The organism is Nocardia sp. NPDC003482, assembly GCF_053588115.1.
This window is the reverse complement of record NZ_JBSFPI010000003.1, coordinates 240535-260561: the sequence shown is the minus strand read 5'-3', so window position 1 is coordinate 260561 and position 20027 is coordinate 240535. Positions and strand designations below refer to the sequence as shown.

At 71.5% G+C, this 20027-nt stretch carries 1 protein-coding gene and 1 pseudogene; both read left to right on the top strand.

Going from position 1 to position 20027, the window contains the following annotated elements:
• The first annotated feature begins 40 nt into the window (after positions 1–40).
• A complete protein-coding gene (locus tag ACWDSJ_RS06515; RefSeq protein WP_450029713.1) occupies positions 41–7444 on the top strand; it encodes an amino acid adenylation domain-containing protein in 7404 nt (2467 codons plus the stop codon).
• A 193-nt stretch (positions 7445–7637) separates the two neighbouring features.
• Positions 7638–19814 (top strand): annotated as a pseudogene (locus ACWDSJ_RS06510) (amino acid adenylation domain-containing protein); the annotation flags it as partial.
• Positions 19815–20027 lie beyond the last annotated feature (213 nt).

Below are 20027 nucleotides of genomic sequence, written 5' to 3'. Positions count from 1 at the left end.
CGGGTGGGGGACGTCGACGTCGGTCGGCCGTGCGGACCTGATGAACGCGAGAGGTGAAAGCACTCCCATGGACACTGCCCGCCGTTCCGCTCGTGGAGGTCGTCGCCGCCGGTCGGGTGCCCCGCTGTTCGGCCAGCTGCTCACCGCGGCGGTGGAATCCGCGGCCGACGCCGTGGCGATCCGGTTCCCCGGGACCGACGCCGCGCCGGCGCGCGAACTGACCTATCGCGAACTCGACGAGGCGTCCTCCCGGCTGGCGCGCGAGCTGATCGAGCGCGGCCTCGGCGCGGGGGACGTCGTCGCCATCGGGATGACCCGGTCCATCGAATCGGTGCTCGCGGTCTGGTCGATCGCCAAGACCGGCGCCGCCTACGTGCCGGTGGATCCGACGTATCCGCCGGAGCGGATCGCCCACATCGTCGCGGATTCCGGTGCGGCACTGGGCCTCACGACCTCCGCGCACCGCACCGCGCTCGGCACTGGCGTGTACTGGCTCGAGCTCGACGATCCGGTGGTGGCCGCGCGGATCGCGGACCGGCCGTCGCATCCGATCTCCTACACCGACCGGGTGCGCCCGCTGACCGAGCAGCATCCGGCCTATGTCATCTACACCTCCGGTTCGACCGGCCGCCCGAAGGGCGTGGTCGTCACCCACTCCGGGCTGGGCTCGCTGGTCGCGGCCGAGCGCGAGCACTACGGGGTCGGCGAGGAATCCCGAGTGCTGCACGTCTGCTCGCCCAACTTCGACGTCTCGGTGCTGGAACTGCTGCTGGCGTTCTCCTCGGGCGCGACCCTGGTGGTGTCGCCGCCGGAGGTGTTCGGCGGCTTCGAGCTGAGCGATCTGCTTCGGCGCGAACAGATCTCGCACATGCTCATCACCCCGGGCGCGCTGGAGTCGGTCGATCCGGCCGGGCTGGACGACCTGGAGGCGGTCGTCGTCGCGGGCGACAAGTTCGGCCCCGAACTGGTGAGCCGCTGGGCGGGCGCGGATCGGCTGTTCTACAACGGCTACGGTCCGACCGAGGCCACCATCCTGGCCACCTCCAGCGCCCCGCTGCGGCCGGGCGAGCCGATCACGATCGGGTCGCCGATCGCGGGAGTCGGTGCGTACGTGCTGGATTCGCGGCTGCGCCCGGTGCCCGCCGGGGTGATCGGCGAACTGTATCTGTCCGGTCCGGCGCTGGCTCAGGGCTATCTGGGTCGTCCCGGGCTGACCGCGGAACGCTTCGTGGCGAGTCCGTTCGGCGCGGAGGCCGGGGCCGCGGGCGCGCGGCTGTACCGCACCGGAGATCTGGTGCGCCGCAACGAGTCCGACGGCACCCTCGAATATCTGGGCCGGTCGGACTTCCAGGTGAAGATCCGCGGTTTCCGCATCGAACTCGGCGAGATCGACAACGCGCTCACCGCCCACCCCGACATCGACTTCGCCGCCACGCTCGGCCGGGCTCTGCCCTCGGGCGCGACCGCGCTGGTCTCCTATGTGCTGCCCCGCGCCGAAACCACCGTGGACACCGGCGCGCTCGTGGACTTCCTGTCGGAGTCGTTGCCCGCGTACATGATTCCGGCCGCGATCATGGTGCTCGACGAGATCCCGCTGACCCCGGTCGGCAAGCTGGATCGCGCCCGGCTGCCCGAACCCACCTTCGCCGCACGGGAATTCCGCGCCCCCGCGACCCCGGTGGAGGAGATCGTCGCCGACGTGTTCGCGGCGCTGCTGGTGCCCGGCACCGCCGACGAACCGGGCCGGGTCGGCGCCGACGACGACTTCTTCGAACTGGGCGGCAACTCGCTGCTGGCCGCGCAGGCCGCCGCGCGCATCGGCGCGGCGCTGGATCTGCGGGTGCCGGTGCAGTTGCTGTTCGAGGCGTCCACGGTGGCGGCGCTGGCCCAGCGGGTCGAGCAGCACGCGGGGTCGGCGGCCGGACAGCGGCTGCGGCCCATGGCCCGGCCCGAACGGGTGCCGCTGTCGTACGCGCAGCAGCGCATGTGGTTCCTCAACCGGTTCGATCCGGCGGCCGCGGTCAACAACATCCCGGTCGCGGTGCGGCTGAGCGGCGCCCTGGATCTGGACGCGCTGCGCGCGGCCGTGCGGGATCTGGTGGAGCGGCACGAGGTGCTGCGCACGATCTACCCCGACCTCGACGGCGAGGGTTACCAATTGGTGCTCGCCGCCTCGGATCCCCGTGCGCTGCCGGACGTTCCGGTCGTCGACGCGACCGAGGCCGAGGTGTTCGACCTGGTCGCCGAGACCGTCGTCACCGGATTCGACGTCACCGTCGCGCCGCCGCTGCGGCTGCGGGTGATCCGGCTCTCCGCCACCGAACACGTCCTGGTGTGCGTGATCCACCACATCGCGGGCGACGGCTTCTCCATGGCCCCGCTCACCCGCGACCTCATGACGGCCTATCTGGACCGCGTGCGCGGCGGACGGCCGGAATGGGCTCCCCTCGAGGTGCAGTACGCCGACTACGCGCTCTGGCAGCGCGAGACGCTGGGCACCGAGGACGATCCGGAATCGCTGCTGTCGCAGCAGATCTCGTTCTGGCGGCGCGAATTGGCCGCGCTGCCCGAACAATTGGATCTGCCCGCCGACCGCCCGCGTCCGGCGGTGCCGACCAATCACGGCGCGACACTGGGCTTCGAGATCGACGCCGGGGTGCACGCGGCGCTGAACCGCCTTGCGCACCAGAGCAATTCGACGCTGTTCATGGTCGTGCACGCCGCGCTCGCGGTGCTGCTGGCCCGGCTGTCGAACACTCGCGACATCGCCGTCGGCACGCCGGTCGCCGGTCGCGGCGACGCCGCGCTGGACGATGTGATCGGCATGTTCGTCAATACGCTCGTGCTGCGCGCCGACGTCGATCCGGCCGCGCGGTTCGAGGAACTGCTGCGCGCGATCCGCGGCACCGATGTGGAGGCGTTCGGGCACGCCGACGTGCCGTTCGAGCGGCTGGTGGAGCTGCTCGACCCGGTCCGCTCGGCGAGCCGCCACCCGTTGTTCCAGGTGATGCTCACCTTCCAGAACCTGGCCCAGACCCGGCTGGAACTGCCCGGTCTGGCCGTGTCCGGGGTGGACATGGCCGTCCCGCTGGCCAAGTTCGATCTGCAACTGGCCATGGTCGAGCGCATCGACGAACACGGGGTGCCGCGCGGCATGTCGGCGGCGTTCACCTACGCCACCGACCTGTTCGACGAGGCGACCGTGCAGGACTTCGCCGACCGCTTCCGGCGCGTGCTGGACGCGGTCGCCGCCGAACCCGCCGTCGTCGTCGGCGATATCGACGTGCTCGCCCCGGGCGAGCGGGAACTCGTCCTGCGCGAATGGAACGCGCCCGGCGTCGAGGTGCCCGCGGTCACGCTGCCCGATCTGATCGCGGCCCAGGCCCGGCGGCGGCCGGACGCGGCGGCGATCCGGTTCGGCGACACCACGATCTCGTTCGGCGAACTCCAGCGCCGGGCCAACCGGGTGGCGCGCGCGTTGATCGCGCGCGGCGCGGGGCCGGAAACCCTGGTGGCCGTGGCGGTTCCGCGCACCGAGGAGCTGCCGATCGCGCTGCTGGGCGCGCTCGTCGCGGGCGCGGGCTACCTGCCGATCGACACCACCTATCCGCGGCAGCGGCTCGAGTTCGTGCTCGGCGACGCCGCGCCCACCTGCCTCCTCACCACCGCCGAGGCGCTGGAGTCGCTGCCGCCCACCGACGTTCCGGTGGTACTGCTGGAGGACACCGACACCCTCGCCGACGAGCCGGTGACCGACGAGGAGCGGATCGCGCCGCTGCGGCCGCACAACCTCGCCTACGTCATCTACACCTCCGGTTCCACCGGCGTGCCCAAGGGCGTGGGCGTCTCGCATCGCAACGTGCTGGAGCTGTTCGCCAACACGCAGCTGCTGTTCGAATTCGACGAGACCGACGTGTGGACGCTGTTCCACTCGTTCGCCTTCGACTTCTCGGTCTGGGAGCTGTGGTGCGCGCTGGCGAACGGCGGCGCGGTCGTGGTGGTGGACTACCCGACCTCCCGGTCGCCGGAGTTGTTCCGCGAGTTGCTGATTCGCGAACGGGTGACCGTGCTCAACCAGACGCCCTCGGCGTTCTACCAGCTCGCCGAGGCCGATCGGGCCGCCGGTTCGGACGCGGACAAGTTCGCGCTGCGCTATGTGGTGTTCGGCGGCGAGGCGCTGGATCTGCGCCAGCTGGCGCGCTGGTACGAGCGGCATCCGGCGAACGCGCCGCAGCTGATCAACATGTACGGCATCACGGAGACGACCGTGCACGTGTCGTTCCTCGAACTCGACGAGCGGCTCACCGACAGCCCGGCCAGCGTCATCGGCCGCGCGCTGCCCGGCCTCGAGACCTACGTGCTCGACGACCGGCTGCATCCGGCCCCGGTCGGCGTCGCGGGCGAGATGTACGTTGCGGGACACCAGCTTTCGCGCGGCTACCTGGGCCGCCCCGGGCTGACCGCCACCCGCTTCGTGCCCAACCCGTACGGCGCGCCCGGTGCGCGCATGTACCGCACCGGCGACATCGGCCGCTGGGCCGGATTCAACGGCGAGGCCGCGCTCGAATACGCCGGGCGCAGCGATCAGCAGGTGCAGTTGCGCGGATTCCGCATCGAACTCGGCGAGATCGAGGCCGCGCTGCTGCGCTGCCCCGGCGTCAGCCAGGCGGTGGTGCTGGTCCGCGCGGACGAGCACGCCGGTGATCGGCTGATCGGGTACGTCGTCCCCGAGGGCGGCGCGGACCTCGATTCTGCCGCGTTGCGCGCGCGGGTGAGCGAATTCCTCACCGGCTATATGGTTCCCGACGCCGTCGTGGTGCTGGACGCGCTGCCGCTCACGCCGAACGGCAAACTCGACCGCCGGGCGCTGCCCGCGCCGGAGTTCCTCGGCTCGGCCGCCGCCTACCGCGCCCCGGGCACGCCGATCGAGCAGGCCGTGGCCGATGTGTTCGGCGATCTGCTCGGCGCGCCGGAGGTGGGCCTGGACGACGACTTCTTCGCCCTCGGCGGCAACTCGCTGCTGGCCACCCGCGCGGTGGCGCGGATCAACGAGGCGCTGGACGCGAATCTCGTGGTGCGCGAGCTGTTCGAGGCGTCCTCGGTGGGCGCGCTCGCGGCCCGCGTGGTGCCCGGCGCGGCGGGCGGCGCCGCGCGGCCGAAACTGCTCCCGGCCCCGCGCACCGACCGGGTGCCGCTGTCGCTGGCGCAGCAGCGGATGTGGGTCATCAACCAGCTCGACCCCGACTCGCCGTCCTACAACATCCCGTTGGCGATCCGGCTCTCCGGCGCGCTGGACGTGCCCGCGCTGCGGCAGGCGATCGCCGATGTGGTGGAGCGGCACGAGGTGCTGCGCACCCGCTACCCGGCCAGCGGGCCGGGCGGGCTGCCGTATCAGGAGATCCTCCCGGCCGCCGACGCGCTGCCCGAGGGCCTGACCGTGGAGACGACGGACGATCCGATCGGCCGCGTCACCGAGCTGATGTCCACCGGATTCGATGTGACGCAACAGGTTCCGGTGCGCGCGCTGCTGTTGCGCGGCGGCGACGAATACCTGCTGGCGCTCGTCGTGCACCACATCGCGGGTGACGGCGCGTCGATGGCGCCGCTGGCCCGCGACCTGGTGACCGCGTACCTGGCCCGCAGTCAGGGCAACGAGCCCGGCTGGGCCCCGCTCGAGGTGCAATACGCCGACTTCGCGATCTGGCAGCGCACCGTGATCGGCTCCGACGACGACGAGAACTCCGTCGCCGCACGGCAATTGGCGTACTGGCGCGACCAGCTCGCGGGCCTGTCCACGACCCCGCTGCTGCCCGCGGACCGGCCGCGTCCGGCGGTGCCGTCGATGCGCGGCGGTTCGGTCGGCTTCCTGGTGCCCGCCGAGGTGCACGAGGGCCTGTTGCGCCTTGCGCGCGAACACAATTCGTCGCTGTTCATGGTCGTGCACGCGGCGCTGGCCGTGCTGCTGGCCCGGCAGTCCGGCAACGCCGACATCGCGATCGGCACGCCGATCGCGGGCCGCGGCGAGCGGGCGCTCGACGATCTGGTCGGCATGTTCGTCAACACGCTGGCCCTGCGGACCGGCGTGAGCACCGCCGACACCTTCGACGCGCTGGTGGAGAAGGCCCGCGAGACCGATCTGACCGCCTTCGCCAACGCCGACATCCCGTTCGAGCGGGTGGCCGAGGTGGTGGCCCCGGGCCGGTCCGGGGCACAGAGCCTGTTCCAGGTGGTGCTGTCGTTCCAGAACACCGAGGCCCCGACCCTCGAACTGCCCGGCCTGAGCGTCACCGCCTTGGACTCGGACGCGGTGGCCGCCAAATTCGATCTCCAGGTGACCGTCGAGCCGCGCAACGGGCCCGACGGCGCGCCGGGCGATCTGATCACCGTGCTGACCTACGCGACCGACCTGTTCGACGAGTCGACCGTGCGGGCGCTGGGCCGCCGCTTCGAACGCATCCTGGCCGCGGTCGCCGCGGATCCGCAGATCCTGATCGGCGCGATCGACCTGTTCGAGGAGGGCGCGGAGCGGCCCGAGCCGGAGCGGACCGAACCGGTCGAATCCGCCACCACCATCGGCACCACGCTGCCCCAGGCGCTGGCCGCGGCCGTCGAGGACGATCCGGACGGGCCCGCGCTCGCCTTCGGCGAGGACGCGGTCAGCTACTCCGATCTCGACGCGCGGTCCTCGCGGTTGGCGCGGGTGCTGATCGGGCGCGGCTGCGGGCCGGGCGTCGGCGTCGCGCTGCGGATCGAGCGGGGCGTGGAGGCGGCCGTGGCCACCTGGGCGGTGCTCAAGGCCGGTGCGGCGGTGGTGCCGTCGCTGGGCGGCGCGCTGCCCACCGCGCTGGAAACCAAGGTGGGCCTGGCCGATTCGGCCGTGGTCGCCGGGGAGCCGGGCGGTATCGACTGGCTGGTGCTGGACGATCCGAACGTGGTCGCCGAGATCGCGGGGGAGTCCGCGCGCCCGGTGACGTACGCCAACCGCACCCGCGCGCTGCGGGGGGCCGATCCGGTCTTCGTGGCCGTCGGGACCGTCCCGGACCCGGCCGCACCGGACCGGACCGGCGTCGGGTCGATCGTGCTGAGCTACGACGGGTTGGCCGCGACGGTGGACCGGGTGCGGGCGCGCACCGATCTCACCTTCGAATCGCGCACGTTCCGGCAGGGCCGGGCCGACGCCGTCGCCGGTCTGGTGGAGATCGTCGCGGCGGGGGCCACCGGCGCGTCGCTGGTGCTGCCCGCCGACGCGAGCAGCGCCGCGCTGGCCGACGAGTGGGTCACGCACCTGTTCACCGACGCGGACGGGCTCACCGGACTGGATCCGGAACCGCTCGAGGATCTGCGGGCCGTGGTGATCGAGCGTGGTCCGATACCGATGCCGGAATTCGGGGCCGCCGAGGTCGTCGTCGCCCTGGACGAACTGCTGCCGAAAGATAGCCGTTAGCTACCGACCGTTCGTGACCTCGGAATCTTGGGCGTGCGTAACCAGCAAGGATGCGGTATCGGCGCGAGCAAGGCAAGATTGCGAAGATTCGTTGTTTGCACATAGAAGGTTTCAGTCTGATGTTCGGATTCGTAGCGTGACGCGCCCGGTCCGGCAGCGACCCGCGCGGACCCGTCGTCCCCGCGTGACCACGCTGCCGCGCCTGCTGCTGACGGCCGTCGAGGCGAATCCGGACGGCGTCGCCGTCGTCCTCGCGGACGCGACCGCCACACTGGCCGAGCTGACCTATGCCGAACTCGACGAACGTTCCACCCGGCTGGCCCGCGCGTTGATCGAGCGGGGCATCGGGCCGGAGGATCTGGTGGCGGTCGGCATTCCGCGGTCGATCGAGTCGGTGGTGGCGGTGTGGGCCGTCGCCAAGACGGGCGCGGGTTTCGTGCCGGTGGACCCGAACTATCCCGCCGAGCGGGTGGCGCACATGGTCACCGATTCCGGTGCGGCGCTGGGCCTCACGGTGTCGGCGGTGCGCGATCGGCTGCCCGGCGGTGTGGAGTGGCTGACCGTCGACGGCGGCATTCGCGCTCGGCTGGAACGCTGTTCGACCGAGCCGGTGACGAACGCCGACCGGGTGCGACCGCTGCGCGCCGAACATCCGGCCTATGTCATCTACACCTCGGGATCGACCGGCAAGCCCAAGGGCGTGGTGGTCACCCAGGCCGGGTTGTCGAGCTTCTGCGACGAGCAGCGCGAGCGTTACCGTGTCGACAGCGCCTCGCGCGCACTGCATTTCGCGTCGCCGTCGTTCGACGCGTCGGTGCTGGAACTGCTGCTGGCCATCGGCGGCGCGGCGACCATGGTCGTGGTCGCCCCGACGGTGTACGGCGGCGACGAGTTGGCCGCGCTGCTGCGGCGCGAGCGGGTGACCCACGCGTTCATCACCCCGGCTGCGCTGGCCTCGGTGGATCCCGCCGGGCTGGACGATCTGCGCGTGGTGGTGGCCGGTGGTGAGGCGTGTCCGCCGGATCTGGTGCGGCGCTGGGTGATTCCCGTATCGGGGGGCCGGAACCGGGAGTTCTACAACGGTTACGGTCCGACCGAGACCACCATCATGACCAATATCAGCGCCCCGCTGGTCCCGGGAGAGCTGGTGACGATCGGCGGCCCGATCCGAGCGATCACCGAATATGTTCTGGACGAACGCCTTTCGCCGGTGCCTCCGGGTGCGGTGGGCGAGTTGTACATCGCCGGTGCGCAATTGGCGCGCGGCTACCACGCCCGCCCCGAGTTGACGGCCGCCCGGTTCGTGGCCAACCCCTTCGGGGATGGTGGGGCGGCTAGCCGCCTCTACCGCACCGGCGACCTCGTCCGCTGGACCGCGAACGGTGAACTGGAATACCTGGGCCGCAACGACTTCCAGGTGAAGATCCGCGGGTTCCGGATCGAGCTGGGCGAGATCGACGCGGTGCTGGCCGCGCACGAGGCGGTCGACTTCGCCGTCACCGTCGGCCATGCCCTGCCCGGTGGGGCGACGGTGCTGGTGTCCTACGTGCACGCGGCCGGGTCCGCCGTCGACGTGGACGAACTGCTGGCCTTCGCCGCGCGCAGCCTGCCCGCGCACATGGTGCCGACCGCGATCATGGTGCTCGACGAGATCCCGCTGACCCCGGTGGGCAAACTCGATCGCGCCGCCCTGCCCGCACCGGTGTTGCAGGCCAAGCGTTTCCGCGCGCCGGAGGGCCGGTACGAGATCCTGGTCGCCACCGCGTTCGCGGAGCTGCTGCATCGCGACACCGAGATCGGCGCGGACGACGACTTCTTCGAACTGGGCGGCAATTCGCTGATCGCCACCCAGGTCGCGGCGCGGGTGGGGGCCGAGATCGGCACCCGGGTGCCCGCCCGGCAGGTGTTCGAGGCCCCGACGGTCGCGGAGTTGGCGGCCCGGATCGCGGCGCTCGCCGGGGCGGGTGACCGGTTGCCGCTGGCGCCCGTGCAGCGGCCGGACCGGATTCCGCTCTCGCCCGCGCAGCAGCGGATGTGGTTCCTCAACCGGTTCGACACCGCCTCGGCCGCCAACAACATCCCGTTCGCCATCCGGCTCACCGGCGAACTCGACGTGGACGCGCTCGAGGCCGCGGTCGCCGACGTGGTGGAACGCCACGAGACCCTGCGCACCGTCTACCCGGCGGAGGACGGCACCGGCTATCAGCTGGTGCTCCCGCCCGAACGCGCCCTCCCCGACCTCGCCGCCAAACCCGTCGCGGCGATCGAACTCGAGGATTGGCTGACCGACTTCGCGCTGACCGGCTTCGATGTGACCGTCGAGGTGCCGCTGCGCATCGCGCTGCTCGAATTGGATTCGGCCGCATCCGATTACGTGCTCGCCGTCACCGTCCACCACATCGCCGCGGACGGCACGTCGATCGCGCCGCTGGTGCGCGACCTCATGACGGCCTACCTCGCCCGCCACACCGGCGAGGTTCCGGCCTGGGAACCGTTGCCGGTGCAGTACGCCGACTACACGCTGTGGCAGCGCGCGGTGCTGGGGGCGGAGTCCGATCCGGAATCCCTTGCGGCGAAACAGATCTCGTACTGGCGGAATGCCCTCGCGGGTCTACCGGATCGACTGGACCTGCCCGCCGACCGGCCCCGTCCGGTCACCGCCTCCGGCCGCGGCGGCGAATTCGCCTTCGAGATCGACGCGGAAACCCATGCGGGGCTGCTGGATTCGGCCCAGCGCGCGGGCGCGTCACTGTTCATGGCCGTGCACGCGGCATTCGCGGTCCTGCTGGCGCGGCTGTCGGCGACCGACGACATCGCGATCGGTACCCCGGTCGCGGGGCGCGGCGAGCGCGAACTCGACGATCTCGTCGGCATGTTCGTCAACACCCTGGTCCTGCGCACCCGCATCGATGCGGCGCTGTCCTTCGACGAGTTGCTGGCGGCGGTGAAGGACACCGATCTGGCGGCGTTCTCGCATGCGGAGTTGCCGTTCGAGCGGTTGGTCGAGGTGCTCGATCCGGTGCGGTCGCAGGCGCATCATCCGTTGTTCCAGGTGGCGCTGTTCTTCCAGAACATGGACAAGCCGCGTCTGGAGCTGCCGGGTCTGTCGGTGGAGGCGCTCGAATTCGACGGCGCGGTAGCGAAATTCGATCTGCAACTGACCATCGTGCCGCGCGCGGACGACGGCGTGCCGGCCGGTTTCTCGGCGCTGTTCACCTATGCGGCGGACCTGTTCGACGAGGCCACGGTGGCCGGATTCGCGGACCGGTTCGCCCGGGTGCTGCGGACGGTGACCACCGAGCCGCGGCTGCCGATCGGCGGGATCGAACTGCTCTCCGACGAGGAGCTGCGGCGAATCCTGCACGGCTGGAACGACACCCGCCAGGCCGTCCCCCAGGAACTGCTGCTGGACGGCTATCGCCGCGCGGTGTCGCGGTTCCCCGACGCGGTGGCGGTCGCCTACGAGGGCGACGAGCTGACCTACGCCGAGTTCGACGCCCGCGTGAATCGGCTGGCACGCCTGCTGATCTCGGCCGGGGTCGGCCCGGAAACCTTGGTGGGGTTGGCGATTCGCCGGTCGCTGGATCTGGTCGTCGGCATGTACGCGATCGTGGCGGCCGGTGGCGCGTATGTGCCGTTGGATCCGGATCATCCGGCCGAGCGCATCGCCCACATTCTCGACACCGCCCAGCCGCTGTGCGTACTCACCACCGGGCGGGACGCCGTGGCGCTGCCCGGCGCCGAGGTCCTCGAGATCGATCGACTCGACCTGTCCGGCCACTCCGCCGCCCCGATCACCGCCGCCGACCGGCGCGCGACCCTGCGGCCGGGACATCCCGCCTACGTCATCTTCACCTCCGGTTCGACGGGCCGCCCCAAGGGTGTGGCCGTCTCGCACCGCGCCATCCACAACCAGATCGAGTGGATGCTCGCGCAGTACCCGCTCACGCCCGGCGATGTGTATCTCCAGAAGACGGCGACGACGTTCGATGTGTCGCTGTGGGGGTATTTCATGCCGTTGCGGGCCGGGGCGAAGCTGGTGGTGGCGACGCACGACGGGCATCGGGATCCGGTGTACGTGGCGGAAACGATTGCGGCGCAGCATGTCACGGTCACCGATTTCGTGCCGTCGATGCTCACCGTCTTCGCCGCGCACCTGAGCGCCGGCGCGTGCCCGACCCTGCGCGACATCTTCGTCATCGGTGAGGCGCTGCCGCCCGAGACCGTCGCCGCGCTGCGTCACGTCACCACCGCGCGCGTGCACAACCTGTACGGCCCGACCGAGGCGGCCGTGTCGGTCACCTACTGGGAGGCCCGCGACAGCGATCGCACGAGTGTGCCGATCGGCCTGCCGCAGTGGAACACTCGCGTGTACGTGCTGGACTCGTGGCTGCGTCCGGTTCCGGCGGGCGTCCCCGGTGAGCTGTATCTGGCCGGGGACCAGCTGGCCCGCGGCTATGTGCGGCGGCCGGATCTGACGGCGGATCGGTTCGTGGCCAACCCCTTCGGGAACGGGTCGCGCATGTACCGCACCGGCGATCTCGTGATCTGGCGGGACGCCGACGCCGACGCTCCCGCGCGGCTGGATTACGTGGGGCGCACGGACTTCCAGGTGAAGTTCCGGGGTCAGCGGATCGAGCTCGGTGAGATCGAGACCGCGTTGCTGGCGCAGTCGTCGGTGAGTCAGGCCGTGGCGCTGGTGGTGCCGTCCACGCTGGGTGAGCAGCTGGTGGCCTACGCCGTGCCGGTGCCGGGCGACCGCATCGTCGCGGAGGAACTGCGCGACGCCGTCGCGAAGACGTTGCCCGCCTATATGGTTCCGGCGACGATCGTGCCACTGCCGGAGTTCCCGCTCAATGCCAGCGGCAAGCTCGACCGCAAGGCGCTGCCCGAACCGGTCTTCGCCGCCCGCGAATTCCGCGCTCCCGCGACGCCGGTGGAGGAACTGGTCGCGGAGGTCTTCGCCGAGGTGCTGGAGCTGCCACGGGTCGGCGCGGATGACGACTTCTTCGCCCTCGGCGGCAATTCGCTCATCGCCACCCGGGTGGTGGCGCGGCTGGGCACCCTGCTCGACACCCGCATCCCGGTGCGCGCGCTGTTCGAGACCGCCACGGTCGCGGGGCTGGCGGCGGCCGTGGAATCGCGGTCGCACGGGCGTCGCACCGTCGAACTCGGCGGCGTCGAGCGGCCGGAGCGGCTGCCGTTGTCGTTGGCGCAGCAGCGCATGTGGTTCCTCAACCGCTTCGACGACGGCACGGGGTCGGCGGCCTACAACTTGCCGTTCGCGTTGCGCCTGACCGGCAGTCTGGACGCCGAATCCCTCAGTGCCGCTTTGGATGACGTGGTGGCCCGGCACGAGGTGCTGCGCACCGTGTATCCCGAGACGCCCGACGGCGCGGTGCAGGTGATCCTGCCGCCCGACACCCGCTTGGGCGTGACCGTCGAGGCCGTCACCGCGGCCGAGGTGCCCGAACTGGTGCACACGCTGGCCGCCACGCCGTTCGACGTGACGACCCAGGTGCCGCTGCGCGTGCGACTGCTGCGCGTAACCGATTCGCCCACACCGGAATACGTGCTGGCGGTGGTCGTTCATCACATCGCGGGCGATGCCTCGTCCATGGGTCCGTTGGTGCGTGATGTCATGACCGCGTACGCGGCGCGTACGTCGGGGGAGGCCCCGGCGTGGCCGCCGTTGGCGGTGCAGTACGCCGACTACGCGCTGTGGCAGCGCGCCGTCCTCGGCGACGAGTCGGATTCGGATTCCATTGCCGCCCAGCAGATCTCGTATTGGCGACGGGAACTCGCCGGGCTGCCGGAGCTGCTGGAACTGCCCACCGACCGCCCCCGGCCCGCCGTGGCCACCCTCGCGGGCGGGCGGGTGCCGTTCGCCGTGGACGCCCGCACGCACGCGCGACTGGTGAGCCTGGCGCGCGAACACGGGGCGACGGTGTTCATGGTGGTGCATTCGGCGTTGGCGGTGTTGCTGGCGCGATTGTCGGGTTCCGACGACATCGCGATCGGGACGCCCGTGGCGGGTCGCGGTGAGGCCGAACTCGACGATCTGATCGGCATGTTCGTCAATACCGTCGTCTTCCGGTCCCAGTTGGATCGTTCGGAGTCGTTCGCGGAACTCCTCGTTCGGCAGCGGGAGGTGGATCTGCAGGCGTTCGCGCACGCGGATGTGCCGTTCGAGCGGTTGGTGGAGGTGTTGAATCCGCGTCGGTCGACGGCGCATCATCCGTTGTTCCAGGTGGGTTTGTCGTTCCAGAATGTCGCCCGCACGCAGCTGGATCTGCCGGGTCTGACCGTGCGGGGCGTGGACGCGGATCTGGATGTGTCGCAGTTCGATCTGCACCTGATCGTGGCGGACGCCTACGGGGAGGACGGGAGCGCCGACGGTATCGGCGGGTTCCTGACCTACGCCACCGACCTGTTCGACGAGCGCACCGCAGCCTCGATCGCGCACCGCCTCGCCCGCGTCCTGACCTCCGTCGCCGCCGACGCGAGCACGCCCGTCGGCGACCTGCCGCTGCTCGACCGCACCGAACAGCACCGCATCCTGACCCGGCCCAATGCCACCGGCTACCCGCTGGACTCGGCCACGCTGCGCGCCGCCCACGACCGCACCCTCGCCGGACTGCTCGCCGCCACCGTGGCCGCGACGCCCGACGCCGTCGCCCTCATCGACGACGCCACCGGCGAATCGCTCACGTACGGCGAGGTGTCCCGCCGGGTGAATCGCCTTGCCCGCCACCTGATCTCGCTGGGCGTCGGCCCGGAATCGCGGGTGGCCCTGGCCCTGCGGCGTTCCGCCGATCTGGTCGTGGCCATGTACGCCGTGGCGACCGCCGGTGGCGCGTACGTGCCGGTCGATCCGGACCAGCCCGCCGAGCGCACCGCCTACATTCTCGGCACGGCCGCGCCGGTGTGCGTGCTGTCTGATACCGCCGCCGCGTTCGCCACCACGGCCGCCCCGGTGGTGTGGCTCGAGGATCTGACCGTGGGCGAGCTGGCCGACACACCGATCGCCGACGCCGAGCGCGTCGCGCCGCTGCGGCCGGAGAACACGGCGTATGTCATCTTCACCTCCGGTTCCACGGGTCGTCCCAAGGGTGTGGCGGTGCCGCACGCGGCCGTGGTCAACCAATTGCTGTGGAAGACGGCGGAATTCGGGCTCGGCGCGGATGACGCGGTGTTGTTGAAGACGGCCGCGACGTTCGATCTGTCGGTGTGGGAGTTCTGGTCCGCCGCCGCGAGCGGTGGTCGCCTGGTGATCGCCTCGGCCGACGGCCACCGCGACCCCGCCTACCTCAACGAACTCATGACCCGGGCGCGGGTGACCACCCTGCACGCGGTTCCGTCCATGCTCGACGCCCTGCTCACCGACGGTGGCATCCCCAACCTGCGCCGGGTGCTCGCCATCGGCGAGGGCCTGCCCGGCGCGCTCGCCCAGCGCTTCCGGGCCGCGCGACCGCGCACCGAACTGTTCAACCTGTACGGCCCGACCGAGGCGGCCGTCTCCATCACCGCCCACCGCGTCACCGACGCCGACACCACCACGGTCCCCATCGGCGTGCCGGAGTGGAACAGCCAGGTGTACGTGCTGGATTCGCGCCTGCACCCAGTGCCCGAGGGCGTCTCCGGTGAGCTGTACCTCGCGGGCGCGCAGCTGGCGCGCGGGTACTTCGCGCGACCCGATCTGACCGCCGAACGATTCGTGGCCGACCCGTTCGGAATCCCGGGCGCTCGCATGTACCGCACCGGCGACCTCGTCGCCTGGCGCGACGGGGAACTGGAATACCGGGGCCGCACCGACTTCCAGGTCAAGGTTCGCGGCTTCCGGATCGAGCTCGGTGAGATCGAGGCGGCGTTGCTGGCGTTGCCGGAGGTCGCTCAGGTGGCCGTGCTGGCGAAATCCGATGAGCGGACCGGTGATCGGCTGGTCGCGTATTTGGTGCCTTCCGGCGCGGAAGTCGATGTGGCGCAGGTGAAGTCGGCGTTGTCGGCGGCGTTGCCGTCGTACATGGTGCCGTCGGCGTTCGTGGTGTTGGATGCGTTGCCGTTGAATGTGAACGGCAAGCTGGATCGTAAGGCGTTGCCGGAGCCGGAGTTCGAGAGCACGGTGTTCCGTGCGCCGTCGACGCCGATCGAGGAGGTCGTGGCGTCGGTGTTCGCCGAGGTGCTCGGGGTGGAGCGGGTCGGCGCGGACGACGATTTCTTCGCCCTGGGCGGTAATTCGCTGCTGGCGACGCAGGGCGCCGCCCGCGTCGGCGCGGCGCTCGAGACCCGGGTCTCCGTGCGCGCGCTGTTCGAGACCCCGGTGGTCGCGGCCCTCGCCGCGGCCGTGGAACGCTCCGCCGATGCCGCGCGGCCCCCGCTCGTCGCCGTCGAACGCCCCGACCGCGTGCCGTTGTCGTTCGCCCAGCAGCGCATGTGGTTCCTCAACCAATTCGACACCGCCGCAGCCGTTTACAACATCCCCGTCGCCATCCGGCTCTCCGGCGACCTCGACGTGACCGCGTTGCGGTGGGCCGTGAACGACGTGGTCGCCCGGCACGAGATCCTGCGCACCACCTACCCGCTCACCGGCACCGGCCCGGTGCAACTCGTGCACCCGCCGCGCGCGATCGACCTCGACACCGAGCCGCGCGAGATCACACCCGCCGAACTCGAGCGCGTCGTCACCGAGATCGTGTCCGCGGGCTTCGACGTCACCGCCTGGGTGCCCGTCCGCACCGCGCTGCTGCGACTGTCGGAGACCGAGCACATCCTGGTGTTCGTGGCCCACCACATCGCCACCGACGGCTGGTCGCTGGGCCCGCTCACCCGCGACCTCGTCCTGGCCTACACCGGCCGCGCCGCCGGGGAACCGCCCGCCTGGGCGCCGCTGCCGGTCCAGTACGCCGACTACGCGCTGTGGCAGCAACGCGCCCTCGGCTCCGAGGACGACCCGGAATCGGCGCTGGCGCAACAGGTCTCGTACTGGCGCGAGCGGCTGGCCGCCCTGCCCGAACAGGTGGACCTGCCGACCGACCGGCCGCGGCCCGCCGTCGCCAGCTACCGGGGCGCGACGGTCACCTTCGACATCGACGCCGACCTGCACGCCGCGTCCAAGGCGTTCGCCCGCGCCCACAACGCCACCCTGTTCATGGTCGTGCACGCCGCGCTCGCGGTGCTGCTGGCCCGGCTGTCGGGCACCCGCGACATCGCCATCGGCACCCCGATCGCCGGACGGGGCGAGGCCGCGCTCGACGATCTGGTGGGCATGTTCGTCAACACGCTCGTGCTGCGCACCGAGATCGACCCGGCCGGAACCGTCGACGAGCTGTTGCAGGCGGTGCGCCGCACCGACATCGGCGCGTTCGCGCACGCCGACGTGCCGTTCGAACGCCTGGTGGAACTGCTCGAACCGGTCCGCTCCACCGCCCGGCACCCGCTGTTCCAGGTGGCGCTGGCCTTCCAGAACCTGACCACCGACGAACTGCGACTACCCGGGCTGACCGTGTCGGGCCTGGACGCGCTGCCCACCCCGGCCAAATTCGACCTCCAGCTCACCGTCGCCGAGAACACCGATCCGGACGGCCGACCGCGCGGGCTCGTCGCCGCCCTCACCTACGCGACCGACCTGTTCGACGAGGCGACCGTGCGCGGCTTTGCCGACCGCTTCCGCCGGGTCCTGACCGGTCTGGTGGCCGCCGACACCGCGCTCGGCGATATCGAACTGCGCACCGACGCCGAACGCGAACGCGCCCTGCGCGATTGGAACGCGCCGCTCGCGCCGCCGCGCACCGCCACCGAACCGTCACTGGTCGCGCTCATCGACGCCCAGGTCCGGCGGCGGCCCGACGCGACGGCCGTGCGGGCGGGGGAGCGGACGCTCACCTTCGCCGAACTCGACCGCCGCGCCAACCGGCTCGCCCGCGCCCTCATCGCGGGCGGCGTGGGCCCGGAAACCCTGGTGGCCGTGGCCGTTCCGCGCACCGAGGAACTGCCGATCGCGCTGCTGGCGGTGCTCAAGGCGGGCGCCGGCTACCTGCCCATCGACACCGGCTACCCGCGGCGGCGACTCGAGTTCCTGCTCGCCGACGCCGCCCCGGCCTACGTCCTCACCACCGACGAACTGCACGACGCCCTGCCCCCGCACGGCATCCCCACCCTGCTGACGCACCGCGCCGCGGGCTTCGACGACGGCCCGGTGACCGACGCCGACCGCCGCGGTCCGCTGCGCCCGGACGATCTGGCCTACGTCATCTACACCTCCGGCTCCACCGGCGTCCCGAAGGGCGTCGCGGTCTCGCACCGGAATGTGTTGCAGCTGTTGGCCAACGCGCAACCGCTGTTCGAATTCGACGACACCGACGTGTGGACGATGTTCCACTCGTTCGCCTTCGACTTCTCGGTGTGGGAACTGTGGGCGGCGCTGGCCACCGGCGGCAGCGTGGTCGTGGTCGACCACCCGACCTCGCGATCGCCGGAAGCGTTCCGCGAGTTGCTGATTCGCGAACGGGTGACGGTGCTCGACCAGACGCCCTCGGCGTTCTATCAGCTCGTCGCCGCCGATCGCGCCGCCGCCACGCCGGGCGATTTCGCGGTGCGGCACATCGTGTTCGGCGGCGAGGCCCTCGATCCGCGGCGGGTCGCGCCGTGGCGCGCGGCGCATCCCGAGGCGCGCCTGGTGAACATGTACGGCATCACCGAGACCACCGTGCACGTGTCGTTCCAGGTGATCGACGACGCGCTGACCTCGGATCCGGCCAGCGTGATCGGGCGGCCGCTGCCCGGCCTGGCCGTGCACGTGCTCGACGAGCGGCTGCATCCGGTTCCGGCCGGTGTGCCCGGGGAGATGTACGTCGCGGGCGAACAGCTCTCGCGCGGCTACCTGAATCGTCCCGGCCTGACCGCCACCCGCTTCGTGGCCGACCCCTTCGGCCCGCCGGGCGCGCGGCTCTACCGCTCCGGCGACATCGGCCGCTGGCGCGAGACCGGCGACGCGGCGCGGCTCGAGTACGCGGGCCGCGGCGACCAGCAGGTCCAATTGCGGGGTTTCCGTATCGAATTGGGCGAGGTCGAGGCGGCGCTGCTGCGCTGCGCGGGGGTCGGACAGGCCGCCGCCGTCGTCCGGCGCGACGAGCGCACGGGCGAACGCCTCGTCGGCTATGTCGTCGCGGCCGACCGCGATCCGGCCGAACTGCGCGCCGAGGTCGCCGAATTCCTCACCGGCTACATGGTTCCCGATGTGATCATGGTGCTGGACGCGCTGCCGCTCACCCCGAACGGCAAACTCGACCGCCGCGCCCTGCCCGAGCCGAAACTGGTGCGCGGCAACGACTTCCGCGCACCGCGGACCCTGACCGAACGAGCCGTCGCCGCCGTCTTCGCCGATCTGCTCGGGGTCGACCGGGTGGGCGTGGACGACGACTTCTTCGCCCTCGGCGGCAACTCGCTGCTGGCCGCGCGGGCCGTCGCGCGGCTGCGCGAGGCGACCGGGTCCACCCACATCGAGGTGCCGTGGCTGTTCGGCGACGCCACCGTCGAGGGGCTGTCCCGCCGCATCGACGCGCACGACCCCGCGAGCTCGACCGCCTTCGACGTCGTCCTCCCGCTGAGCGGCGGCACCGGGGTGCCGGTGTTCTGTATCCATCCCATGGGCGGTCTGGCCTGGGCCTACTCCGGGCTGGCCGCGCACGTGCCGGGGGCCGCGCTGTGGGGCGTGCAGTCGCCCGCGCTGAGCGAGGACTACCTGCCGGAGTCGTTGCGGGAGATGGTCGTTCGCTATGCCGCCGAGATCCGCGCGGTGCAGCCGGACGGGCCCTACCGACTGCTGGGCTGGTCGCTGGGCGGGGTGCTCGCACACGCCGTCGCCGCCGAACTCCAGGCGGCGGGCGCGGAGGTGGCGCTGCTGGCGATCCTGGACGGCTACCCCGAGTTGGACGTCACCGACTTCCGCGCCACCCTGCGCAACGCGTTCGCCGAACTCGGCATCGGCGAGGACGCGCTGCCCGAGGGCGATCCGCACGAGCTGAGCGAGGAGGCCCTCGCGGCCCTTCATGCCTCGGTCCCCGCCGACGTGATCACGCTGACAACCGAGGACGTGCTGCGGATCTATCGCGCCGCGGTGCGCGGGGTGGAACTCGCGGCCGACCATCGGCCCGGCGTGTTCCGCGGGACGGTCGAGTTCTTCCGGGCCGCGAACGACCCCTACAACGCCGCCCGCGGCCTGACCTCGTCCGATTGGGCGCCCTACGTGGACGGCCGGATCGTCGACCGCCCGGTGCCCACCACCCATCAGGAGCTGGCGGGCCCCGCCGGACTGGCCGAGATCGGCCCGGTCCTGGCCCGGCTGCTGGGCGGCGATCAGCCGGATGCGTGACCTGTCGCGCCCCGTCCGGGACAATGGTCGGGTCACGCGGCAGTAACAGACGTGGTGGCTGTGCTCGATTGACCCTAGGGTGGCGCTGGGACAGCGCACGGGCGACGACAGGCAGGGTGAGAGACGTGGTTCGGGTGGTCGGGTGGTACGCGGCGTGGGAAGCGATCACGGCATGACCCGGCCCGCTCGTGTCCGTCCGACCCGTACCCGCAG